Source organism: Bradyrhizobium sp. GW821-FHT13H06, from assembly GCF_058803975.1.
The window spans coordinates 77,267-99,792 of the sequence record NZ_JBXAPN010000002.1 but is presented as its reverse complement, the minus strand read 5'-3'; the positions used below and the strand labels follow the sequence as shown (position 1 = coordinate 99,792).

General features: G+C 64.9%; 27 protein-coding genes and 1 pseudogene. 14 read left to right on the top strand and 14 right to left on the bottom strand.

What is annotated here, in order from left to right; genetic code table 11:
- Window positions 1–160 precede the first annotated feature (160 nt).
- Together AC1RQP_RS07270 and AC1RQP_RS07265 are read right to left on the bottom strand one after the other, a co-directional pair.
- The gene (locus AC1RQP_RS07270) at window positions 161–799 is read right to left on the bottom strand and encodes a Vgb family protein (protein WP_492936449.1); all 639 of its coding nucleotides are present in this window, start codon (window positions 797–799) and stop codon (window positions 161–163) included.
- A gap of 27 nt (window positions 800–826) precedes the next feature.
- Window positions 827–2,047, bottom strand: coding sequence for a helix-turn-helix domain-containing protein (locus AC1RQP_RS07265; RefSeq protein WP_492936448.1), 1,221 nt, complete (start codon window positions 2,045–2,047; stop codon window positions 827–829).
- A gap of 147 nt (window positions 2,048–2,194) precedes the next feature.
- Here AC1RQP_RS07265 and AC1RQP_RS07260 point away from each other — a divergent pair, with 147 nt between their 5' ends.
- Together AC1RQP_RS07260 and AC1RQP_RS07255 are read left to right on the top strand one after the other, a co-directional pair.
- Window positions 2,195–2,989 (top strand): DUF899 domain-containing protein, encoded by a 795-nt coding sequence (locus AC1RQP_RS07260; protein ID WP_492936447.1) that lies wholly within the window; start codon window positions 2,195–2,197, stop codon window positions 2,987–2,989.
- Window positions 2,986–3,264 (top strand): hypothetical protein, encoded by a 279-nt coding sequence (locus AC1RQP_RS07255; RefSeq protein WP_239626490.1) that lies wholly within the window; start codon window positions 2,986–2,988, stop codon window positions 3,262–3,264. The genes AC1RQP_RS07260 and AC1RQP_RS07255 overlap by 4 nt, the downstream gene beginning before the upstream one ends.
- Window positions 3,265–3,315: 51 nt before the next feature.
- Here the strand turns inward: AC1RQP_RS07255 and AC1RQP_RS07250 are convergent, their stop codons facing one another.
- Window positions 3,316–3,810 (bottom strand): GNAT family N-acetyltransferase, encoded by a 495-nt coding sequence (locus tag AC1RQP_RS07250; RefSeq protein ID WP_492936446.1) that lies wholly within the window; start codon window positions 3,808–3,810, stop codon window positions 3,316–3,318.
- The gene (locus tag AC1RQP_RS07245) at window positions 3,807–4,292 is read right to left on the bottom strand and encodes an Lrp/AsnC family transcriptional regulator (RefSeq protein ID WP_028178078.1); all 486 of its coding nucleotides are present in this window, start codon (window positions 4,290–4,292) and stop codon (window positions 3,807–3,809) included. Before AC1RQP_RS07245 ends, AC1RQP_RS07250 begins: the two co-directional genes overlap by 4 nt.
- 132 nt (window positions 4,293–4,424) lie before the next feature.
- Here AC1RQP_RS07245 and AC1RQP_RS07240 point away from each other — a divergent pair, with 132 nt between their 5' ends.
- Window positions 4,425–4,820: a nuclear transport factor 2 family protein gene (locus AC1RQP_RS07240; protein ID WP_492936445.1), complete on the top strand. Its 396-nt coding sequence runs from the start codon at window positions 4,425–4,427 to the stop codon at window positions 4,818–4,820.
- On the opposite strand, the gene AC1RQP_RS07235 is transcribed toward AC1RQP_RS07240, so the two are convergent.
- Both AC1RQP_RS07235 and AC1RQP_RS07230 read right to left on the bottom strand, forming a co-directional pair.
- Window positions 4,817–5,257 carry a c-type cytochrome gene (locus AC1RQP_RS07235; protein ID WP_492936444.1) on the bottom strand — a complete coding sequence of 147 codons (441 nt, stop codon included), beginning with the start codon at window positions 5,255–5,257 and terminating at the stop codon, window positions 4,817–4,819. The genes AC1RQP_RS07240 and AC1RQP_RS07235 overlap by 4 nt on opposite strands.
- 97 nt (window positions 5,258–5,354) lie before the next feature.
- Window positions 5,355–6,071 (bottom strand): L,D-transpeptidase, encoded by a 717-nt coding sequence (locus AC1RQP_RS07230; protein WP_492936443.1) that lies wholly within the window; start codon window positions 6,069–6,071, stop codon window positions 5,355–5,357.
- A 273-nt stretch (window positions 6,072–6,344) separates the two neighbouring features.
- Between AC1RQP_RS07230 and AC1RQP_RS07225 the strand changes: the two genes are divergently transcribed.
- The 6 genes from AC1RQP_RS07225 (at window position 6,345) to AC1RQP_RS07200 (ending at window position 11,938) form a co-directional block, all read left to right on the top strand.
- Complete coding sequence (locus AC1RQP_RS07225; RefSeq protein WP_492936442.1) at window positions 6,345–7,397, top strand: glycosyltransferase family 4 protein; 1,053 nt, start codon at window positions 6,345–6,347, stop codon at window positions 7,395–7,397.
- Window positions 7,398–7,430: 33 nt separating this feature from the next.
- Window positions 7,431–8,120 carry a class I SAM-dependent methyltransferase gene (locus AC1RQP_RS07220; protein WP_492936441.1) on the top strand — a complete coding sequence of 230 codons (690 nt, stop codon included), beginning with the start codon at window positions 7,431–7,433 and terminating at the stop codon, window positions 8,118–8,120.
- Window positions 8,121–8,386: 266 nt separating this feature from the next.
- On the top strand, window positions 8,387–9,046 hold the full coding sequence (locus tag AC1RQP_RS07215; protein WP_492936440.1) for a hypothetical protein: 660 nt from the start codon (window positions 8,387–8,389) through the stop codon (window positions 9,044–9,046).
- Between the two features lie 742 nt (window positions 9,047–9,788).
- Entirely contained in the window at window positions 9,789–10,484 is a 696-nt protein-coding gene (locus AC1RQP_RS07210) for a transglutaminase-like domain-containing protein (protein WP_492936439.1), read from the top strand.
- A 61-nt stretch (window positions 10,485–10,545) separates the two neighbouring features.
- Window positions 10,546–11,373, top strand: coding sequence for an AraC family transcriptional regulator (locus AC1RQP_RS07205; protein WP_492936438.1), 828 nt, complete (start codon window positions 10,546–10,548; stop codon window positions 11,371–11,373).
- 130 nt (window positions 11,374–11,503) lie between these two features.
- On the top strand, window positions 11,504–11,938 hold the full coding sequence (locus AC1RQP_RS07200; RefSeq protein WP_492936437.1) for a VOC family protein: 435 nt from the start codon (window positions 11,504–11,506) through the stop codon (window positions 11,936–11,938).
- A gap of 91 nt (window positions 11,939–12,029) precedes the next feature.
- On the opposite strand, the gene AC1RQP_RS07195 is transcribed toward AC1RQP_RS07200, so the two are convergent.
- A complete protein-coding gene (locus AC1RQP_RS07195; protein WP_492936436.1) occupies window positions 12,030–12,362 on the bottom strand; it encodes a PRC-barrel domain-containing protein in 333 nt (110 codons plus the stop codon).
- 61 nt (window positions 12,363–12,423) lie between these two features.
- Here AC1RQP_RS07195 and AC1RQP_RS07190 point away from each other — a divergent pair.
- Window positions 12,424–12,693, top strand: a pseudogene (locus AC1RQP_RS07190) (glutamine synthetase); the annotation flags it as partial.
- A gap of 631 nt (window positions 12,694–13,324) precedes the next feature.
- Here AC1RQP_RS07190 and AC1RQP_RS07185 read toward each other — a convergent pair.
- The 7 genes from AC1RQP_RS07185 to AC1RQP_RS07155 form a co-directional block, all read right to left on the bottom strand.
- On the bottom strand, window positions 13,325–14,038 hold the full coding sequence (locus AC1RQP_RS07185; protein WP_239627985.1) for an ABC transporter ATP-binding protein: 714 nt from the start codon (window positions 14,036–14,038) through the stop codon (window positions 13,325–13,327).
- Window positions 14,031–14,798, bottom strand: coding sequence for an ABC transporter ATP-binding protein (locus tag AC1RQP_RS07180; RefSeq protein WP_492936435.1), 768 nt, complete (start codon window positions 14,796–14,798; stop codon window positions 14,031–14,033). Before AC1RQP_RS07180 ends, AC1RQP_RS07185 begins: the two co-directional genes overlap by 8 nt.
- Window positions 14,791–15,735, bottom strand: coding sequence for a branched-chain amino acid ABC transporter permease (locus AC1RQP_RS07175; RefSeq protein ID WP_028179512.1), 945 nt, complete (start codon window positions 15,733–15,735; stop codon window positions 14,791–14,793). Before AC1RQP_RS07175 ends, AC1RQP_RS07180 begins: the two co-directional genes overlap by 8 nt.
- Window positions 15,732–16,649 (bottom strand): branched-chain amino acid ABC transporter permease, encoded by a 918-nt coding sequence (locus AC1RQP_RS07170; RefSeq protein ID WP_036042790.1) that lies wholly within the window; start codon window positions 16,647–16,649, stop codon window positions 15,732–15,734. The genes AC1RQP_RS07175 and AC1RQP_RS07170 overlap by 4 nt, the downstream gene beginning before the upstream one ends.
- A gap of 293 nt (window positions 16,650–16,942) precedes the next feature.
- Entirely contained in the window at window positions 16,943–17,161 is a 219-nt protein-coding gene (locus AC1RQP_RS07165) for a hypothetical protein (RefSeq protein ID WP_239627990.1), read from the bottom strand.
- 1 nt (window position 17,162) lies between these two features.
- Complete coding sequence (locus AC1RQP_RS07160) at window positions 17,163–17,822, bottom strand: acyl-homoserine-lactone synthase (RefSeq protein ID WP_492936434.1); 660 nt, start codon at window positions 17,820–17,822, stop codon at window positions 17,163–17,165.
- 82 nt (window positions 17,823–17,904) lie between these two features.
- Complete coding sequence (locus AC1RQP_RS07155) at window positions 17,905–18,633, bottom strand: helix-turn-helix transcriptional regulator (protein WP_239627994.1); 729 nt, start codon at window positions 18,631–18,633, stop codon at window positions 17,905–17,907.
- 167 nt (window positions 18,634–18,800) lie between these two features.
- Between AC1RQP_RS07155 and AC1RQP_RS07150 the strand changes: the two genes are divergently transcribed.
- The 4 genes from AC1RQP_RS07150 (at window position 18,801) to AC1RQP_RS07135 (ending at window position 22,485) form a co-directional block, all read left to right on the top strand.
- Window positions 18,801–18,977 (top strand): hypothetical protein, encoded by a 177-nt coding sequence (locus tag AC1RQP_RS07150; RefSeq protein WP_492936433.1) that lies wholly within the window; start codon window positions 18,801–18,803, stop codon window positions 18,975–18,977.
- Window positions 18,978–19,348: 371 nt separating this feature from the next.
- Window positions 19,349–20,287 (top strand): LysR family transcriptional regulator, encoded by a 939-nt coding sequence (locus AC1RQP_RS07145; RefSeq protein WP_239627995.1) that lies wholly within the window; start codon window positions 19,349–19,351, stop codon window positions 20,285–20,287.
- Between the two features lie 132 nt (window positions 20,288–20,419).
- Window positions 20,420–21,298 carry a shikimate dehydrogenase gene (locus AC1RQP_RS07140; protein WP_492936432.1) on the top strand — a complete coding sequence of 293 codons (879 nt, stop codon included), beginning with the start codon at window positions 20,420–20,422 and terminating at the stop codon, window positions 21,296–21,298.
- Between the two features lie 56 nt (window positions 21,299–21,354).
- A complete protein-coding gene (locus AC1RQP_RS07135; RefSeq protein WP_492936431.1) occupies window positions 21,355–22,485 on the top strand; it encodes an ABC transporter substrate-binding protein in 1,131 nt (376 codons plus the stop codon).
- Window positions 22,486–22,526 lie beyond the last annotated feature (41 nt).

Sequence of the window (22,526 nt, the reverse complement as noted above, 5' to 3'; positions counted from 1 at the left end):
GGGGCGAACAGGTTAACGGCCGCGAACGCGCCGCTACCAGGCGTTCAAGCATTGCGAGGCTAAGGCGCGATGCGATCGGGATGAATCGTCATCGCGCCTTAGGCTGTCGTTTAAGCATGAACGATCCGGAAAACCGCTGCGCACTTTTCCGGATCATGCTTTAGCCGCGCCGAGGACGGCGGATCGCCCTCACATTGCCGCGATTGCCGCCGCCGCAGAAGAAGCGGTCGCCGCCGTCGGATTCCAACCCCGACACCACCGTCCCGGCGGGCAGGTCGAGCTGCTCCAGCACCTTGCCCGTATCAGGGTCGATCCGTCGCACATCGCTCTCCTCGCCCTCCCAGGTGCCGTGCCAGAGCTCGCCGTCGACCCAGGTCACCCCGGTCACGAAGCGCTTGCTCTCGATGGTGCGGAGAACCTTTCCCGTTTCGGGATCGACCTGATGGATCTTGCGCTCGCGATATTGTCCGACCCAGAGCGAGCCCTCGGCCCAGGCAAGGCCGGAATCGCCGCCGCCGCCGGGCGCCGGAATGGTGCTGAGCACCTTGCCCGAAGCGGCATCAATTTTCTGGATGCGATCCTCGGCGATCTGGAACAGGTGCCGGCCGTCGAACGCCGTTCCCGCATGCGCGGCGACGTCGATGGAGCGCGCGATCTTGCCGCTGGCCGGATCGACGGCGTTCAACCTGTCGCCGGATGCGAACCAGACGTGCCTGCCGTCATAGGTGACGCCATGCACGGTCTCGACGCCTGGAAAGGGCCCATACTCGGTGACGATCTCGGCGGCTGAACGTTTCATGTGCTCGATCCCTGTGCTGCGCGCATCCTACGTCTTCAGGAGCGGGGTGGGGAGTAACAAGCCTGTCGGGAAACCCGGAACGGGCGGCGTCATCCAGCGGCGCGCCCGTCCGTGTCCGAAGCACTGCACCTTGTGCGACCGCGCCAGCTCGTCGAGCGCCCGCTGCACTGTGCGCGGACTGATCCCAAGCGCAACTGCGAGCGCCGAGCTCGACCATGGCTCGCCGTCGGCGAGAAAGGCCAGCACGGCCGCGTGCTTCTCCTCGAGGGGCCGAGCCAGCACGAGGACGTCGCGCGTCTTCCGCGGCGTCAGCACAAAGCCCGGCTTCGTCGCGCTGATTTCGGCCAGTGGCTTCAGCTTGGTGCGGAGCCGTCCGATCTCGACGCGCAATCGCGCGCGGTGCGACTCATCGGCGTGCCTTGCGTGAAAGGCGCCTGATATCAACGCCTCTCGCGAGACGTCCGCGGGCCATGCCTGCGCGAGCAGGCGAGCGAGCGCGAACAGCACCGGCCGCGTTCCGAGCGGCACGACGACGCCTTGCTTGCGCACGACATGATGGAAGGTGTCCACGACGAGCGCCGTCGAGGTCGCCAGCCTTTCGACCTCTCCGAGCAACAGCGGGTGCTCGCTGCCGCGCGTGATCAGGCGCGCTGCCGGCGTGTCGAGCATGAGGCTCGCGCTGTCGACCTCCGCCAGGAGCGCCGGGATTTCGGCCAGCCGCGCTGCGTGAGCCGCGCGGCTGAGTGCCGTGCGCGCCTCTTTCGTTCTGAGCCGCCTGATCGCGATGCCGGCGACCACGAGTTCGCGGACGACCTGGGACGCGGGCGGGAGCGGCGCAGGACGGACCTCGGCCAGGGTGTGCTCGGCCTCGTCGAGGCGCCCGACCAGTAGGAAACGGCGCGCCTCGATATGGCCCGCATGGGCGGCATTGGCGAGATCGCCATGGTTTTCCAGCGTCGCGCGTGCCGCTGCGAGGGTCTTCACCGGCCAGCTCAGATCGCGCGAGACCAGCGCAATCTCGGCTTCGGCCACCACGCATCTTGCGCGTGCCACCGCCTCGCGCGGACCGAAGCGGCGCGCGGCGCTTCGCAGCAGCGTCTTGGCCTTGGCGAGATCGCCGAGCTGCGCCATCGCGATGCCGCGCAGCGCGAGCGACGGCGCATCGTTGCGCAACGCAACGCGGTTCAGCGCGCCGAGCGGATCGCCGGCTTCGAGCGCGCGCGCGGCGGCGGTGATCAGCGACTCCATGTCAATCCCGCCACACTTGTTACTCCCACCGCGCGGCTGTCCGGTGCCAGAAATCGCTGACGGCCGACGATGTGCGGCGAGGGACGATCGGTTCCGCGACCGTCAAGGTGCGGCGGAGCTTCGCCCAGGCAAGGGAATTGGAGGACCATGATGAATTCAGCAGACAACGCAGCGACGCACGGAAAGACCGCCATGCAGACACCGCCGGTGGTGTCGCCGCAGGACTGGGAGGCAGCCCGTCAGCAACTGCTCGTGAAGGAAAAGGCGCATACCCGTGCTCGCGATGCCCTGGCCGCCGAGCGGCGTCGCATGCCGTGGATGGCGGTGGACAAAACCTATGCGTTCGAGGGGCCCGGCGGCAAGCTCGGCCTGAGCGACCTGTTCCAGGGCCGGCGGCAGCTGATCGTCTACCGCGCGTTCTTCGAGCCCGGCGTGTTCGGCTGGCCCGATCATGCCTGCCGCGGCTGCTCCATGGTGGCGGACCAGGTCGCCCATGTCGCGCACCTCAACGCCCGCGACACCACGCTCGTCTTCGCCTCGCGCGCGCCGCAGGCCGAGATCGTGAGGCTGAAGCGGCGGATGGGCTGGACCATGCCGTGGGTCACCATCACCGACAGCTTCGATGCCGATTTCGGCGTCGGCGAATGGCACGGAACGAACGTGTTCTACCGCGACGGCAACCGCATCTTTCGCACCTATTTCGTCAAGAGCCGGGGCGACGAGCAGATGGGCGGCACCTGGAACTATCTCGACATCACGCCGCTCGGCCGCCAGGAGGTGTGGGAGGACTCGCCGGAGGGCTATCCGCAGACGCCGACCTACAAATGGTGGAACTGGCACGACAGCTACACCGAAGGCGCCGCGCCCGACAAAAAATGGGTCGAGATCTCGGACGCCGGCGAGAAGGCCTTTCGCGAGGAGGCCGCGGGGGAACGGAAATGACCGGTCCGGCCAGCGCGGCCCCCGGCGCCGGCCACGACGGCGCCGCGACCGCGGGTCACCTCGCCCGATGGCTCGCTCTGGCGGCCACGCCGACCTTCGCGATCATGGCGCTGCTGACCGCCGTGCTCGCCGGCGGTCCGGCGGACGCGCTCTGCTCCGCCGGACCAGGTTCCGCGCTGGGCGGAATGGTGCCGATGTATCTGTTGATGAGCGCGTTTCACGCATCGGCGTGGCTGCGGCAGATTGCGGGGCGAAGGCACGCCGCGCGTCAGTAGGTGCGGATGACTCCGGCACAAACAAGCCCCGGTCTCGCCGGGGCCGCATCGTCACGAGCCTTGTCCGCCGAAGTGCAAGGCCATCAGGATCTCATCGTAGTATCGTCCGTCCTGCTTCAGCGCCTTCACCTCGCGACCGTATTCGACGAAGCCGTCGGCGTAGAGGCGCAAGGCGGCCTCGTTCTCGCTGACGACTGCGAGTTGCAGCTGTTCGACACGGGTCGCAGCGTGCGCCGCGATCGCGTCGACGAGCCTCCGGCCCGTACCGGATTTGCGCGCCTGCGGCCGCACATACATGCCCCAGAGCGCCGCCTTGTGCTCAGTCTTTGCGCCGTCCACGCGGTGAAAGCCGGCAACGCCCACGAGGTCCTGGGCGCAGAAGGCGCCGAAGACGTCCGATGTCGTGAGGCGCTCCTCGAACCAGGCGAGCGGCTTTCCCTGCTCGCGCGAGAGCGTGCTGGAGTAGGCCTCGGGATGCGCGGCGAGCGCCTCCAGCCTGATCTCGCGGTAGAGCGAGGCGTCGGCAGGCGTCAGCAGTTTGATCATGGCCAGGACAGATGCGCCAGCGGCAGGGGCGCGTCGGCCTTGAGAGTCTGGATCGCGATGCTGCTGCGGACCTCTCGCACAATCGGCAGGTTCAGCAGCTTGTCGACAAGGAAGCGCTGATAGTCCTCGAGCTCGGGCACGACGATCTCGAGCAGGTAATCGGCCTCTCCGGCGACGAGGTGGCAGGCAACGACCTCGGGCATGGCGACGACGGTCCTCTCGAAGCTCAGCGCCTGGTCGTTGGCGTGGCCGCTGATCTTGACGCCGAGAAAGGCCGAGAAGCCGAGCCCGAGACGGCCACGCCGCAAGGAGGCGCGATAGCCGTCGATATATCCCTCCTGCTCCAGTCGCCGCACGCGCCGCAGGCATGGCGATGGCGACAAGCCGACCCGGTCCGCCAGCTCGATATTGCTCAGTCGTGCATTGGTCTGGAGTTCGGTGACGATGCGCCGGTCGATCGCATCCAGCTCGCATTTTGGCATGAACCGCATCCCATTGGATCAAGAAGGGCACGATGTTGCGCCCGAGCCGTCGAGATTAGCCCAGTTCGCAAGGACATGCCTCGGCTTTCCATGGGATGGAGTGCTCCGATCCTGCCAACAATGGAGTGAACCATGACCGAAGGCCCGACTCTCGCGCCCCTGCTGGAGGCTGTCGACCGTTACTTCACGCTGATGTACGACAGTGATGTTTCGCAGTTCGACCGCGTTTTTGCGCCGACTGCGCAGCTCCATGGAATTCGCGACGCGGAATTGCGGATATTGCCGGTTCGCGACTACAGAACCCTGCTGGCGTCGACCCCTTCGCCAGAATCCAAGGATGCACCGCGGCTTCAGGAAGTATTGCTGATCGACGTGGTGTCGCCGGCGCAAGCACTCGTGAAGGTCCGGGTTCGGATCGATGTGCTCCAGTATGTCGACTATCTGGCGTACCACCGCATCAATGACAGCTGGTTGATCACGGCGAAATCGTTCCACGTCGAGCGACGGTATGAGCCAACGGGCACCTAGCGCCGTTCCTGTTGGCTTCCGGTCGATTGCAGATACGCAAACACCTTGCCCGCTTCCTCCGCCGAGACGCCGCCATAGGGCTGCATCTTGTGGCCCGAGACGACCTCGTCCGGCTTGACCATGAAGCGGGTGAGCTTGTCCTGGTCCCAGGCGAAGCCCGCTTCCTTCATCGACGAGGAGTAGTTGTAGTCCGGCAGCGAGCCGGCCTTGCGTCCGACGATCTTGTTGAGGTTGGGACCGAGCCGATTGTCGCCCTCCTTCATGGAGTGGCAGGTGCGGCAGGAGTTGTTGAAGGCCTGCTGGCCGGTATCGTCACTCGCTGGTTGCTGCGCGAGCGAGAAGGGCGCGGACAACAGCAGCGTCAGTGCCCCGGCGCCGATCGCGTGCACCCACGCTTTTGACGAACGTTGCAGCCGGGGTTGCATTTGCGCCTCCATCGGGGATCGCGCCGCAGCAGGCGCGTCGGGATGTCGAGGGCAAACAAAGACGGCCCCGGCCGGTTCCGGGGCCGCTTGCGTCACAATGTCCGGTCGCTCAGCGCGTCGCCGTGCCGAGCTCGGCCCTGCGTTCGGTCATCGGCAGCACGATCACCTTGGTGCCGATATTGACGCGGGAATAGAGGTCGGTGACGTCTTCGTTGGTCAGGCGGATGCAGCCTGAGGAGACGCGCTTGCCGATGGTGTCAGGCGCATTGGTGCCGTGGATGCGGTAGATGGTGCCGCCGAGATACATGGCGCGGGCGCCGAGCGGATTGCCGGGACCGCCGGCCATATGACGGGGCAGATAGGGCTGGCGGGCGATCATCTCGGGCGGCGGGGTCCAGTCCGGCCATTCCGCCTTCCGGCTCACCGACTGAATGCCGGACCAGGTGAAGCCGTCGCGGCCGACGCCGATGCCGTAGCGCAGCGCCTGGCCGTTGCCGAGCACGTAATAGAGATAGGTGTTGGGCGTATCGATGATGATGGTGCCCGGCGCCTCGCGCGTCGCATAGGAAACGGTCTGGCGGCGGAAGCGGGCCGGCATCTCGACCGCGTCCTGATCTTCCGACGGCGCAGCCTGGTAAGGCGTTGCCTGATAGGGTTGATAGGGCTGGATCGGCTGCGGCGCGGCCATTGGCGGCAGCGGCTGGAAGAGAGGGAAAAGCTGCGCGGGCGCGGCGTTGGCTGCGCCTGTCAATGAGATTGCGGAGATCGCGGCTGCACTGAACGCAACGGCGCGCGAAAACGTCTTGAACGTATCCAGATTGAACATTGGTCGCCCCTGTTTGCTCGGTGTTTCTGCTCACCGCGGCACCGTTTCGGTGCTCCGTTGCCTCAAGTCTTAACGGCGAAACGTTTCGGGACATTTGCGCGGAAAACCGAAAACGGTTTCGTCGCGGAAAGGATTGTTTCATGACAGTTTCGTGGCTCCGCGCGCCCGTTAACGAACAAAACAGCACGCCGACACTTCTGTGACGTCACACGCCTGAAATATCCTTCGTTGATGGTCGATGCCTGAGAATCATCAAACTCTCGGAATTTCCCCATGCGGGTATTAATCGCGACTGACGCCTGGCATCCGCAGGTCAACGGTGTGGTGCGGACGCTGACCTCGCTGGCGAACGCGGCCAAGGCCCTCGACGTCGAGATCGACTTCCTCACGCCGGACGGCTTTCCGTCCTGGCCGCTGCCGACCTATCCGGGCCTGCGCATCGCGCTGCCGGGCGCCAAGGAGATCGCGCGGCGGATCGAGCGGGCGGCGCCGGACGCGCTGCACATCGCGACCGAGGGCCCGATCGGCTGGGCGGCACGGGCCTATTGCCGCCGCAACCGGCTCGCCTTCACCACCTCCTACACGACGCGCTTTCCGGAATATGTCGCGGTGCGGACCGGTATCCCGGCCGCCGTCGGCTATGCGGTGCTGCGCCACTTCCACGATGCCGCCGCCATGACGATGGTGGCGACGCCCTCGCTGCGGCAGGAGCTGTCCGAGCGCGGCTTCAAGCGGCTCGGCTTCTGGACGCGCGGCGTCGACACCGAACTGTTCCATCCCGATTCTCCGGCCAGGCTCGACCTGCCGCGGCCGATCTTCATGACCATGGGCCGCGTGGCGGTGGAGAAGAATCTCGAAGCCTTTCTCTCGCTCGACCTGCCCGGCACCAAGGTCGTCGTCGGCGACGGCCCGCAGAAGGCGGCGCTCGAAAAGAAGTACCCCGACGTGGTCTTCCTCGGCGAGAAGAAGGGCGCGGATCTGACCGCGCATCTCGCCGCTGCCGACGTCTTCGTCTTTCCGAGCCTGACTGACACCTTCGGCGTGGTGCAGCTCGAGGCGCTCGCCTGCGGCACCCCGGTTGCGGCGTTTCCGGTGACGGGTCCGAAGGACGTCATCGCCGATCACCCGATCGGCGCGATCGACCACGACCTGCGCACCGCGTGCCTGCGCGCGCTCACCATGTCGCGCGAGACCTGCCGCAATTTCGCGCTGGAGCGCTCCTGGGAGAACAGCGCGCGCCAGTTCGTCGGCAATCTCACCTCTCTTCAGCCCAGCCGCGCCTTGCGTGCCTCGCCTCGCATGGCGCGGCGGCCGGTGCGCAGCTGATCGTCAATTCGAACCACAGTGAGAACCTCATCGATGGCTAAGATCATGAACCTTGACGGCACGCAGCAGCTCGACCTCACCCGTGGCACGGTCGAGCAGGCCTATGACCGCTGGGCGCCCGTCTACGACCTCGTGTTCGGCGGCGTGTTCGCCAAGGGGCGGCAGGCCGCGATCGCGGCCACCAACAAGATCGGCGGCCGCGTGCTCGAGGTCGGCGTCGGCACGGGCATCTCGCTGCCGCTCTATGCCCCCAACCTTCGCATCTTCGGCACCGACATTTCGGAAGCGATGCTGGACAAGGCGCGCCGCCGGGTGAAGGAGCAGAAGCTGAAGAACGTCGAGGGACTCGCGGTGATGGACGCCGAGAAGCTCGAATTCCCCGACAATTCCTTCGACGTCGTGATGGCTCAATACGTCGTGACGGCCGTGCCGAACCCGGAGAAGGCGCTCGACGAATTCGTCCGCGTGCTGCGCCCGGGCGGCGAGCTGATCATCCTGACCCGCGTCAGCGCCGATGCCGGCATGCGCCGCTTCATCGAGCAGAGGCTCCAGCCGGTGGTGCGTCCGCTCGGCTTCCGCACCGCCGAGTTCGCCTGGTCGCGCTATGCGAAGTGGCTCTCCGGCGCGAACGGCATCGAGCTCGCCGAGCGCCGCCTGATCCCGCCGCTCGGTCACTTCTCGCTGGTGCGCTTCCGCAAGGTCGACGTCGCCAAGGCGGCTTGAGTTCTTGCTCCTCATGGTGAGGAGGCGCGCAAGCGCCGTCTCCCGGACGATGCTTCGCATCGCTCGGAGAATCATGAAGGCCCGGCTGCTGCAGCTCGGCCTTCATCCTTCGAGACGCGCGCAAGAGCGCGCTCCTCAGGATGAGGGGAGAGAGTAACCCGTGCGTCATCGCGCCGCTGCGCATCGTCACATGACAAAATGATGATGTCACACGGCCTACATCGAATCCCTGTAATCCCGTACCCGAAAGCATTTTGGGGGAGAGCATGATCAAGAATTATCTCGAGCAGCTGCGGATCCAGCGCTGGGACGACCATCGCTACTATCACCACAGCCGCATCAATCAGAGCCTGCACTTCGTCAGCGCGCTGAGCTTCCTGTTCGCCTATGTCTGGTTGTTCATCGACCCCGTGGTCTCCGCGCTGGTCGGCTGGCTGATCTCGATGACCTCGCGTCAGGCCGGACACTTCTTCTTCGAGCCGCACGATTACGACCACATCAACCATGCGACGCACGAGTACAAGGAAGAGATCAAGGTCGGCTACAACCTGCAGCGCAAGGTGGTGCTGATGGCGATCTGGGCGCTGTCGCCGCTGGTCCTGCTTGTCGATCCGACGCTGTTCGGCCTGTTCACGCCCTGGGCGAGCGCGACCGACTTCATGCGTCAGGTCGCCAAGATCTGGCTCGTGGTCGGCGGCGGCGGCCTGTTGTTTCGCACCGTGCACCTGTTCTTCATCCGCGACGTCGAGACCGGCCTCGTCTGGATGACCAAGATCCTGACCGATCCGTTCCACGACCTGATGCTCTATCACAAGGCGCCGCTGGCGCTGATGCGCGGCGAGCTCATGGATCCGGGCCTGCACCTCAATCCCGAGCATACGCTGGGCCTGATCGTCGAGCCCACACTCGAAGAGCGGCACGCCTGAGCGCGCCGCGTACGCAAGACACTCCGATGTCTGATGGTTGCGTCATGCCCGGCCTCGCGCCGGGCATCCACGTCTTGGGGGCGGCTTCTTCGCCTCTCCCCGCTTGCGGGGAGAGGCCGGAGCGCATCGCAGATGCGATCCGGGTGAGGGGGACTCACCGCGGGGGCGCTGCCAGCGGGGCGTGCGCCAACTCTCGTCGCGCGCGCGGAGAGTACCCCTCACCCCAACCCTCTCCCCGCAAGCGGCAGGGCAATCGCATATGGATTTCACGGGGATTGTCCGCTGGCTTGCTCCGCCTCTCCCGCTTGCGGGAGAGGCCGACGCGCTCGCAGAGCGCGGCGGGTGAGGGCTCTCGCCACGCAGGGACGTCCTCAGTTAATCTCAATAATCCCAGCGCGGAGACACCCTCTCCCCAACCCTCCCCCGCAAGCGGGGGAGGGAGCCTAGTGCCGATGCCGCCGCACCGTGCGCACCATATGCGATTGCCCGGCCGCAAGGGGGGAGGGAGCGCAGCTGAGCGCGCTGAAGCACTTCGCATCCCTTTTCGTTCCGTAAATGGACGATATGAAGAGCAACCAACTTCAGGGCTTCAATAACGACCTCCACCGACGTCACCACTTCCATGTTCGAGCGGATCGGCGGCAGCGCTGCGATCGAGGCGCCCCAGCGCAATTCGAACGCGCACCATGCACCCGTATCGTGTGATTTGAGTTCCGCGGCGACTGCCTGCTAAACTCCAGACATGACCGACATCCTTCCCGATACGATCCGCCGTCTCTACACCGATCCCGGTGAGTATATCGACAGCGATCATCCCACCGTGCAGCAATTCGCGAACGACGCGGTGCGCGCGGATGCGAGCGCGCGGGAGAAGGCTCGCGTGCTCTACAAGGCGGTGCGCGACGGGATCCGCTACAACCCCTATGTCAGCATGCGCGTCGCCGAGACTTTTCGCGCATCGAGCGTCCTCGCCGCCGGACAAGGCTATTGCGTCGGCAAGGCGTCACTCTATGCGGCCGCGTGCCGCGTCCATGGCATTCCCGCCCGTGTCGGCTTTGCCGATGTGAAGAACCATCTCACCACCGAGAAGCTGCGCGCGAGCATGGGCACCGACATCTTCACCTGGCACGGTTTTACCGAGGTGCATGTCGACGGCGCCTGGCGCAAGGCGACGCCCACATTCAACGATACGCTCTGCGCCAAGGTCGGCGTGGTCCCGCTCGATTTCGACGGCCACACCGATGCGCTGCTGCACCCCTTCGACGGCGAAGGCCGTGCCTACATGCAATACGTCAACGACCGCGGCAGCTATCACGACGTGCCTGCGAAATTCCTGATGCGCGAGATGGCGCGCGACTACGCCAACATGCAGGGCGAGGATCTGTCCGGCCGCGACATGGAGCGTGAGGCGGAAGCGCGGCAGAGCACGGTGCTGTAGCGATACACTTGGACGGGCGCCATCGCGACGCTATGCTGGGCGCGAACGAGCGAGACGCGCGATGGACGCAACTGCCGATGTCATCCGTCGATCTGCCTCACCACGCCTTGCGCGGCTGGTCTCCAGCATCTCGTTCTACCGCGAGCGCGGCCTCGGCCTGGCCGCCTTCCGCCACGCCGCACCGCTTGCGCTTCCTCTGCTGGTGAACTTGGGAACGCCCTTCCGCATTGCGCTCGGGCAGCAACCGGATGCTGCCGACGCTCGGCCGAGTTTCGCGGCGGGTCTCTTTCCCGGGCCGGTCCTGATCGAATCCGACGGCCGCGCCGAATGCGTTCAGGTCGATTTCACGCCGCTCGGGGCGTATCGCTTCTTCGGAGGAGCCGTGCCCGATTTGACCGCCCGCATGGTCGGCCTTGACGACATTCTGGGACGGGATGGTGAGAACCTCCGCGCCAGGGTGGCCGAGGCGGTCGGCTGGCGGCGGCGATTCGAGATCGTGGAAGACTTCGTGCTTCGCCGCGCCGTACACGAGCCTTCGCCAGCGGTAGCTTTCGCCCTGGAGACGCTCTGGAGACGCGCAGGCGCGATCAGGATCGCCGCCATCGCCTCCGACATCGGCTGGAGCCGCAAGCATCTCACGCGTCGCTTCCACAACGAGATCGGCGTTCCGCCAAAGACGCTGGCCCAGATGCTGCGCTTTCATCGGGCCTGTGCGCTGGCCCGGACGAACGGCGCAGGCGGCTGGGCCACAATTGCAGCAGACGCCGGCTATGCGGACCAGGCGCATCTTGCTCGCGATTTCCGGATATTCAGCGGCGAGACGCCGACCGGATGGGCCGCGCGGCTCGATGTCGTCGATCCACGCCTGATGCGGGACGGCGGGGGCTAGCGCCAGGACGGCGCGAGGCAACGGTCAAGTCCCATTTGTTCAAGCCGGCCGCCATGATCCGAACTAGGGTCGGCGTCGCAGCAAGCTTGCAAGGACTTGCGCCGAACTTGCACCGAATTTGGAGAATTTCATGAACCAGCCGAACGGCTACGAAGCACCGCGCCTCTACCACACCTTGCGCTGCAAGGACGCGGAGGCGATGATCGCCTGGCTGAAGAACGTTCTCGGCTTCGCCGAACGCGTGGTGTACCGCAGGGAAGACACGGTCATTCACGCCGAGCTGGCGTTCGGATCGTCGATTCTCATGCTGGGGGCGCATCGCGACGACGCCTACGCCAAGCGGGTTGGTGACATCAGCGGCCGGCGGACAGATGCCGTGTATCTGGCTGTTGATGATCCCGACGCGCTCTACGAGAAGGTGAAAGCCGCTGGTGCGAAGATCGAAATGGAGCCCTACACAACCGATTATGGCAGCCGCGATTTCGCCGCGCGCGATCCGGAGGGCAACCTCTGGAGCTTTGGCACCTATTGGCCCAAAGTCGGCGAAGAGCCGCTCGCCGGATAACCGGACGATCACGTCAGACGCGGCTCGACGGCCGCGGTTCGAGCCCCGCCAGCCCGTGCCGAGAATGCGGGCTGCCAGGCCGGCTTACCCGCTAGATCGACCAGTAATGCGGATGCGGGTAGGACCGCGAACGGTCGCCCCAGTCGAACGCATCGCCATCGAACTCGCACGGGCCGCTACTGAGTTCGTCCAGCGTCAACTCGATCCGGAACGCCTCGCGGCTTGGGTCGTATTTCAGCGCGTTCCACTGGAGAGGGTAGTGATGATGGGTGCCAAGCAGTCCACCGGTCTTGATCACGGCATAGGCAACCATTCCACTCAGCTTGTCGAGCATCAGCCGTTCGATCGTGCCGAGCTTCGTCCCGTCGCGTCCATAGACGGCGACACGCTCCACGCGATCGCTGGGAACCATGGTATGGTGCATGGCGTCCTCCCTGTTCTCTCATGCTTGGAGCCATTATAGCACCGGCTTCGAGACAACGGGAATGCAGCTACAGATTCTCTCGGGTCTCGACGGCGTCGACCGCAAGCTCGACCCCGGCCCCTCGGCGGACACGCCCTACGAGACCAAAGCGCCGCCATTGCCGAAATCATTGCGCGATGCGGTCGCCGCGCTGAAGGACGATCCCTTCTTCCGCGAGAAGCTCGGGGCCGAATTCGTCGACTACTACACCCACATCAAGAACGCCGAGATCGATCGCTTCCTGTCCGAGGTGACGGACTGGGAGCATCGCGAGTATTTCGAGATGTTTTGAGCAAGTCCGGCCCAATCCGGCATCGATGGCTTATTCCAGCCGAATCGTGTCGACGCGCCGGCACGGAACACAATGGTAGGCGTGCTCCGAACGGAGCATGACGATTCCCGGCAGCGTCGCCAGGAACTTCATTGGCCGCCTGCATCTCGAGCAGATGAGGATCGGCGGATCATCTTCACGATCGGAACTCATTCGACAACCAAGTCTGAAGCGCCGCACGATACTGCCTCGCCGCGCGCGCTTCATCTCGGGAGAACTACCGGCTTCTATCGGAATCCGGGCCGGCCTCAAGCCGAGGGCATTACTTCACGCTCCCGTGAGGCGACTTCTTCCGGAATGTTCCGACGACATTGCGCCACTCCGGACGAAGCCATTTCCTCATTCCGCGAAAAACGCCGGAAAGACACGCGGCCTATAACTTCCTTCCATGATCAACAACGGAGTTCGGTCATGTGGGATCAATTTTTCAGCCTGATCTATCGCTTGTCCTGTCGGACCACCCTGATCGAGATCGGCGCGCACCGCCTCGCACGTTAGTCGGGCGCTGCAGCGAATTGGGTAAGATCGATTGACCAGATGACGGGGAATGCGAGGCGCTGGCATTCCGCTGCTCACCTCGCGCGAGGAAGCGCTAAATTCCCAGATATTTGTGCTGCAGATCCGGCTCGGCCACGAGTTCGTCGGACGTGCCGCTCCATACCGTCCTGCCGCGCTCGATGATGTAGTGGCGGTCGCAGATGCGGGCGAGGTGGTCGACGTTCTTATCGACGACCAGGATCGACTGTCCCCGGCTCTTGAGCAGCGACAGGCAGCTCCAGATCTCCTCGCGGATCAGCGGCGCAAGGCCCTCGGTTGCCTCGTCCAGAATGAGAAGCTTCGGGTTGGTCATCAATGCGCGGCCGATCGCGAGCATCTGCTGCTCGCCGCCGGAGAGCTGGTTGCCCATATTCGACGCGCGTTCGGCGAGGCGCGGAAACAGCACATAGATTGCGGCGAGCGTCCAGGGATTGCGGCTGCCGAAGCGGTCGGCGGCGGCCGCCACCAGGTTTTCGCGCACGGTGAGGTTCGGGAAGATCTGGCGCCCCTCCGGAACGAGGCCTACGCCGAGCTTTGCAATCCTGTAGGACGGAAGCTGACGCACCTCGGCGCCAGCGAAACGGATCGCGCCTGCGCGCGCCGGCGTCAGGCCCATGATGGAGCGGATGGTGGTGGTCTTGCCCATGCCGTTGCGGCCCATCAGCGACACCATCTCGCCCGGCTTGATCGACAGCGACAGGCCGAACAGCACCTGGGACAGGCCGTAGCAGGTCTCGATGCCTTCGACGTCGAGCAATGTGTCAGCCATGATGCGTCACCACATGCTGATCGCCGAGATAGGCGCGCCTGACGTCTTCGTTGGCCCGGATCGAGGCCGGATCGCCGGAGGCGATGACGCGGCCATAGACCAGCACCGAGATGCGATCGGCCAGCGCGAACACCGCCGGCATGTCGTGCTCGACCAGCACGATCGACACTTCCTTCCGTAGCTCCTGGAGCAGCTTCACCATGCGCTGGGATTCGGTGACGCCGAGGCCGGCCATCGGCTCATCCAGCAGCAGCAATTTCGGCTTGCTGGCGAGCGCGACGGCAAGCTCCAGCTCGCGCCGCTCACCATGGCTGAGCCTGTTCACCACGACGTCGGCGCGATGCGCGAGCCCGACGCGATCGAGCGCCGCATGGGCGGCATCGCGCAGGCCCTTTTCCTTGCGCGCGTTGGCAAAGAAGCGGAACGAGGTTCCGGCATGCGCCTGTGCCGCCAGCGCGACGTTGTCGGCGGCGGTGAAGTCGAGCAGCAGCGAGGTGATCTGGAACGAACGCGCGAGCCCGAGCGCACAGCGGCGATAGGCCGGCAGATCGGTGATGTCGCGGCCACCGAGCAAAACGCTACCGGAATGCGGGGAGAGATGTCCGGTGAGCTGACTGATCAGCGTGGTCTTGCCGGCGCCGTTCGGACCGATGATGGCGTGCAGCTCGCCTGCCGCGACGTCGAGCGAGACGTGATCCGTCGCGATGATGCCGCCGAAGCGACGCACCAGCTTTTCGACGCGGAGCAAGGGTTCAGCCACGGCCAGCCCTCCCCAGCGCGCCCATGATGCCGCCGCGGCCGAACAGGACGATCAGCAGCAGCAGCGGACCCATGATCAGCGCCCAATATTCGGTGATCTGGGACAGGAACTCTTCCAGCAGCAGGAACACCACGGCGCCCATGACGGGGCCGAACAGCGTGCCCATGCCGCCGAGGATCACCATCACCATGAGGTCGCCGGAACGCGTCCAGTACATCACGGCCGGGCTGACGAAATCGGTGTTGTTGGCGAGCAGCGCGCCGGCAAGGCCGCACATGGTGCCGGAGATGACGAAGCAGACCAGCTGGTAGCGCTTGGCCGGGAAGCCGATCGCCTGCATGCGCTGCTCGTTGGAACGCAGGCCCTGCACGACGAGGCCGAAGCGCGAATTGACGATGCGCCAGATCAGGAAGATGACGCCGAACAGGCAGGCAAGGCAGAGATAGTAGAACTGCACGCGATTGCCGAGATCGATCAGGCCGGAGAAGTCGCTGCGCTTGTAGATGGTGAGGCCGTCGTCGCCGCCGTAACGCGCCAGCCCCGAGGCGACGTAATAGGCCATCTGGGCGAAGGCAAGCGTGATCATGATGAAATAGACGCCGCGGGTGCGAAGCGAGAGCGCGCCGATCACGAGCGCGTAAATGGCGGAGGCGGCGAGCGCGACCGGAAACTGGATGAAGCCGCTTCCCACGCCCTCCTGAGCGAGCATGCCGACCGCGTAACCGCCGATGCCGAGATAGGCGGCGTGACCAAAGCTCATCATGCCGCCAAAGCCCATGATGAGGTTGAGGCTCGCAGCCGCCAGCGCCAGGATGATGATGCGGGTGAACAGCGTCAGGATGAAGATGTTGCCGGAGAGCTGCGAATAGAGCGGCAGCAGCACGAGGCCCGCCAGCAAAAGGGCCGTGACGGCCTTGCTCACCGTGAAAGCCTTCATCGACGATTGGCCGGAAACAGCCCCTCCGGCCGCACCACCAGCACGATCGCCATCAGGAGGTAGATCAGCATGGACGACAGCGCCGGCGCGGCGGTGGAGGCAGCGGCGCCGCTCAGCACCTGCCGCAACAGGTTCGGCAGGAAGGCGCGGCCGAGCGTGTCGATCATGCCGACGAAGATCGCGGCGAGGAACGCGCCGCGGATCGAGCCGATGCCGCCGATCACGATGATGACGAAGGCGAGGATCAGGATGTTCTCGCCCATGCCGATCTGCACGGTCAGGATCGGCGCCTGCATCAGGCCGGCAAGGCCCGCGAGCGCGGCTCCCAAACCGAACACCAGCGTATAGAGCAGCTTGATGTTGATGCCGAGCGCACCGATCATCTCGCGATTGGAGGCGCCGGCCCGGATCAGCATGCCGATGCGGGTACGCATCACGCCGAGATAGAGCAGCAGCGCGACCAGCAAAGCCACCACGATGATGGCGAGGCGATAGGCGGGATAGTGAATGCCGGGCAGGATCGGCACAGGCACGGTGAGCCAGGCCGGCAGCGGCAGCGCAAGGCCGGCCGGCCCCCAGATCAGCCGCACGGCTTCGTTGAAGAACAGGATCAGGCCGAAGGTTGCGAGCACGTGGTCGAGATGGTCGCGGCCGTAGAGATGCCGCAGCGCCGTCACCTCCAGCACGATACCGAGCACCAGCGTGGCCCCTAGCGCCATCAGCGCGCCGAGCAGGAAGCTGCCGGTCCAGGCCGCAAAGGTCGCGGCGAAATAAGCCCCCATCATATAGAGCGAGCCGTGCGCGAGGTTGACGAGATCCATGATCCCGAACACCAGCGTCAGGCCGGCGGCGAGCAGGAACAGCAGCAGGCCAAACTGCAACCCGTTCAGGAACTGTTCGACGACAAGCAGCATCAAGACTCTTTCAGGCGCACGCAGCGTCGCGCCGATGTTCGAACAATGTCGCCATCAGTGAAAGAGCTCCCCCTGCCTCTTCAAGGCCGAAAAATGGGTAATGGCAGTATCGTTCCGAGGCAAGAGCGATTCGACATCAAACATGCACTTTGTTGCATGCCGATGCATGCGATCGAGATCGACACTGCAAGAAGGCTGCCGCGCAGGCTGGGGCAACCTGCCGCACCCAAGCGATCACCCTCTCGCCGGCGGACGGACGAGAGGGTGCAGATTTGTCGGAGTGCAGGGGACGTCTAGTGCGATGTCATCTGCCGGGGCAGATCATCGGGTTCGGCGAGCCCGCCGTTGGCCGTCGTGGCTTCGAGCGCTGCCATCCGGAACAGATAGGCGAGCGTCGCCAACCCGGCGTCTTCCGCCATCTGCGCCAGCTCGAGCGCCATATCGGACATGTAGCCGAGATTTTCGTCCTTCGTTTGCGCCATGATCTGGCTGTCCCGCATCATGTTCGACATCTCAGGCGCTCTTTCGTTGCGCGGCAGCGAAGCCGCAGAGGTTGGCACGGGCGACGGCATCCAGTCGCGGGCCGTCTTGCTGCACGACGGAAGCCATGCCGATCCGATCATGCAGGGCATCGAGAGTCTCGCGGCGAATGTCGATGGTCGCCGCCATGGTCCATGCGTTCTCCACCAGGGCCGGCAGGCCGAGCGGCGTGACGACGAACCCGGCCTCGTGGAAGCGCGGCAGCCACCACGTCTCCATGATCGCGCTGACCTGCGCGATTCCCTGATCGAGGCAGAATTCCTGCACCGCCGCCATCAGTTGCAGGTTGAGCGCGCCGTCGCGGCGATCGCGCACAACGAAGTAGCGCGACCATTCCCAGACCAGCGGATCCGCGGGGCAACCGCGGACCGCTGCCAGATGCGGGAACACCTCGCTCATCATCGAAGGCTTGGTGGTCGGGTAGAGCCGATGACCGCCGACGACGCGGCGCTCTTCCAGCGCCAGCAGATAGACGGTGTCCTCGTCATCATAGGAATCGATCTCGCGGCCATCCGGCCTGCGCAGCGTCTCCCAGCGCCGCTCCTCGACGAAAATGTCGTGACGCAGCCGGAAATGCTGCTCGATTACATCCTCATAGAGGTGGTGATTTGCGGAGGAAATTGCGTGAATCATGAAAACCCCCATTCATCCTCAATGGAGGCAGACTCCGCGAAAAGACGCAGATTCGATATTGGGAAATTTCCCAGTGAGGCGCCTAGGGAGCGATGATCTTGTTGCGAATCGCCAGCGCCACCGCATGCGTACGGTTGACGGCGCCGAGCTTGCGCGCGGCGGTTGCAAGGTGCTCTTCGGCGGTACGCTGCGTGATGTGCAGGATCTCGCCGATCTCCCAGGCCGATTTCCCCTGCGAAGCCCAGGCGATCGCCTCGCGCTCGCGCCGAGTGAGGCGCGTGGACGGATGCGGCACCGGCTCAAGCAGACGACGAATGTGGTCGTAGCCATACATGGCCATCAGGTGCAGCGCCGGCTTGCTGCGGGCATTGAGGTCGAGATGGACCCCGCCAAGCGAGACCGCGGCCTCGTAGCCCGTGAGCCCGTGGATCGGCACGATGAAACCGCGCGACATGCGAAACTCGCTGGCGCGATTCATCACCTCGGCTGCGTTCGGCTCGAGCTCGGCGTCATAGGGGGCTTCCGACCACTCGAACGGATTGACCGACTGCCGGCAGAGCCGCACCACGGGATCGTAGCGGTCGTAATTGTTCTCGGTATAGAGGCTGAACCATCCCGCCGGCCAGCGCTTGGCAAGCACCATCTGTGCAAACCGCTGGTCGGGATTCGGCAATCCCGTCACGATGATGGTTTCGAAGCCGAAGCGACCAAAGGCCGCTTCGAGCGCATTCATGGCGTCTGGTACCTCGCGGTAGGTCTGCAGGCCTTCAATGAAGTCGAGCGCCTCCCGGCCATATTCTACGGCGGACATCGGTGCGTTTCCTGACCCTCGCCGCTTCCGTATAGCACGTATCTGCGAACTGCCTCAAATGGCTGTGGCCGTAGTTTCCCGGTGCCCATCTGCTCCGAAGATTTAAACTACTTGTGGCAGAATTTGCGCCGCGATACACCTGAAACGTCTGAAGCGGGAAACCAATGATGGAAGACGAGGACATCGCCCTCAACAGCGTGCTCGGCCTGGAATTGAACCGCGTGTTTTTTGCCGTCCGTGAAACGGCGAACAAGCAGAAGATCATCGAGTTCGCGCGCAAGGTGCTGCAAAGCGAGCACGCGGAGGCGGCCGAGAACGCATCGCCCGAGGGCCCGGCGAGCTAGAACGCAATTGCAGCAGACGACGCCGATGCAGCGGATCGCGCGACGATGCCGCCTCTCCATCTGACCGCGCGGATTTTAGTCGAAACTCTCTGGCTGAAAATTTGGTTTCCCTTCTCCCCTTGTGGGAGAAGGTGGCGCGAAGCGCCGGATGAGGGGTCTCTCTCCGCGAATCCAACTCCCATTTGAAGTCGCGGAGAGAGACCCCTCACCCGTCTCGCCGCTACGCGGCGAGCCACCCTCTCCCACAAGGGGAGAGGGCAGAGTCTGCCGCCTCCGTCCACATCGACGCACTTGCCGCTGGATGACCTCGCATCTCTCGTGAGATGATCGCCGCCGCGATCTCTTGTCGATGCCAGGGACATTTCAAGGCCATGATGACGCTACGCCAGGTTGAGGTCATCCGTGCCGTGATGGTGACGGGCACCATCGGCGGTGCGGCGAAGCTGCTCAACGTGTCGGCGCCGGGGATCAGCCGTCTGGTCAAGTATACCGAGCGTTCGCTCGGCATCCGCTTCTTCCAGCGCCAGAACGGACGCTACTTCCCAACGCCGGAAGCCGAGAACATCTTCGAGCAGATCAACGGGGTCTACAAGAAGGTCGACGATCTCTCCGAGATCATCTCGAAGATCGGCCGCGGCGGCCTGTCGGAGCTGCGCATCGGCTCGGTGCCGAGCATCTCGCAGGTGATGGTGCCGCGCGCGATCGAGCGCGTCCGCCGCCGCTATCCCGATCTCGGCATCGACATCAACATCCTCAAGCTCGAGGAAGCCATCGACTATCTCCTGCTCGGCCGCGGCGAGTGCGTCGCGATGAGCTACCGGCTGGAGCATTCCGGGCTCGACTTCATGCCACTCGCCTCGGGCGAGCTCTATTGCATCGTGCCGCCGGGTCACGAACTCGCCGGCCGCAAGCAGGTCTCGGCCGCCGAGATCACCCGCTATCCGCTGATCGGCATCGACCCGAACGATCCCTATGGGCGGATCATGGCCGAGATCTTTGCGCGCAACCGGCTCGACTACAACATCTCCATCCGCGCGCGCTTCGGCACCACGGTCTGCGCGCTGGTGAAGGCGGGGCTCGGCATCGCCATCATCGACCAGTTCACGGTGGCCCATGGCGGCTATCCGGGGATCGAGCTCTTGAAGATCACGGAGCCGACACGGTTCGACACCTATGTCGCAGTGAAGCGCGGCGCGCCGCTGTCGCTGCATGCCGAGTATTTCATCGAGTCCCTGCGCACCGAGATGCGCGCGGTCGAGCCGTCCCGCGGCAACGGCAAGACCGTTTCGGCACGGGGCCGGAAGAAATAACATGATGTTAGGTTTGCCGGATAAAAGGGTAATTGTGTTAGGCGGAGGAAAGACTATCGTCGCAGCTGGAATTGCGCGGTTTTCCCCGCTAATGGCCGGGACCGGACGCTCCCAACCAGACGATGGCGAACCATGTCGAAGCGCGGATACGCCGCCAGCAAGAAGCTTCTCACCGGCCTGATCGGCGCGCCGATCGCGCATTCCGCGTCCCCTGCCATGCATGAGCGCGCCGCCGAGGCGCTTGGCCTGCGCGGTCATTACCAGCTCATCGAGGTCGCCGGCGCCGACGCGGCCGGGCTCCGCATGATGCTCGAAGGCGTGCGGCGGCTCGGCTTCGCCGGCGTCAATGTCACCTACCCGTACAAGGAGGCCGTGGTCCCGCTTCTCGATGCGCTTGCGCCGGGCGCAGCCAGCATGGGAGCGGTCAACACCGTCGTCGTCGGAGATGGCCGGCTGACCGGCCACAACACCGACACCACGGGTTTCGCCCGGGCGGTGGCGCCACTGCTTGCGCCGTCCGGCAATGCCGTCGCGGTGATTGGCGCCGGCGGCGTTGGCAAGGCCATCGCGTTTGCGCTGGCGAGCCTGAAAGTCGCCGACATCCGCATTTTCGACAGCGAGCCGGCGCGCGCTGAGAAACTCGCCGGGCTGCTCGCCGGGCAAGGCGGCGCGAGGGTGGCTGGAAGCGTCGAGGATGCGCTCGTTGGCGCGACCGGTCTCGTCAACGGCACGCCAGTCGGCATGCTGCCGAGCCGCGACACGCCGGTACCGGCGGCGCTGCTCAGGGCGGACCTCTGGGTCGCCGACGCCGTCTATTCGCCGCTGATCCCGCCGCTGCTTGCCGCAGCGCGAGAGAAAGGCGCTCGGATCATGACCGGGCGCGAGCTCGCGATCTACCAGGCCGCGGACGCCTTCGAACTGTTCACCGGCCTTGCCCCATCGACCGAGATCATGGGAGAGGCTTTTGATGCCGTGATGGCTGCGCGCAGCGCCGCCTATCAGGCAGCTTGAGGCAAAGCGGCCGGACACAAGGCCGCTTGCAAAATTCGAAACGGGAGGAGAGGACGATGAAATCAACGCTATTGGTGGGCGCGCTGTTCACCATCATGACCGCAACGAGCGCCCACGCCCAGGCGATCAAGCTCGCCAACGTCGCCGAGCTGTCCGGCGGCGGCGCCACCGTCGGCACCAACTGGAAGAACGGCATCGACCTCGCGATCGAGGAGATCAACGCCAAGGGCGGCGTGCTCGGCCGCAAGCTCGAGGTCACCCACGCCGACTCGCAGTCCAACCCCGGCGTCGCCCGCGCGCAGGTGCAGAAGGCGCTCGACGCCGAGCCCTATGTGCTGCTCGGGCCCGGCTATTCCGGCTCGGTGAAGGTCACCGCGCCGCTCGCCGCCGAGGCCGGCATCGCGCAGATCATGGGTGGCGAGGCCGCCGAGCTGACGCAACAAGGCAACAAGTACCTGTTCCGCACCTCGTTCGGCCAGCAATCCTCGATGCCGAAGGTCGCGAAATACATCCACGACGAGATGAAGGCGAAGTCGGTGGCCGTGGTCTGGGTCAACAACGATTTCGGCCGCGGCGGCCGCGACGTCGTCATCAAGGAGCTCGACCGGCTCGGCTCGAAGGTGGTCGCCGATCTCTCGACCGAGGCGGGCCAGGCCGATTTCGCGGCCGACGTCGGCAAGATCAAGGCCGCCAACCCGGACGCCGTGTTCGTGTATCTCAATGAAGAAGAGAGCGCGCGCATCCTCAAGGAGCTGAAGCGCCAGGGCGTCACCGTGCCGCTGATGGGCGAGACCACGCTGATCGGCCAGAAGGTGATCGAGCTCGCCGGCGATGCCGCCAACGGCGCGCGCGGCCATGTCGGCCTCACCACGGATGCCCCGGTCGATTTGATCAAAGCGTTCCGCGAGAAGTTCTCCAAGAAGTACAATTACGTGCCGGACCACAACGGCCTGAAGGGCTATCTCGCCGTCTATATGGTGAAGGCCACCACAGAGAAGATGGGCAAGGTCGACCCCAAGAAGTTCGCCGACACGCTGCACGGCCTGACCATCAAGGCCGCCGACGAGCCGGGCATCCTGATGGACGTCACCTTCAGCGATACCGGCGACATCGACCGTCAGAGTTTCCTGGTCGAGGTGGTCGAGGGCAAGCAGGTGGTGAAGCAGGTGCTGCCGAAGGTGAAGTGAGGCTTTCGCCTCTCCCCCGGACGCGGGGGGATATCTCTCCT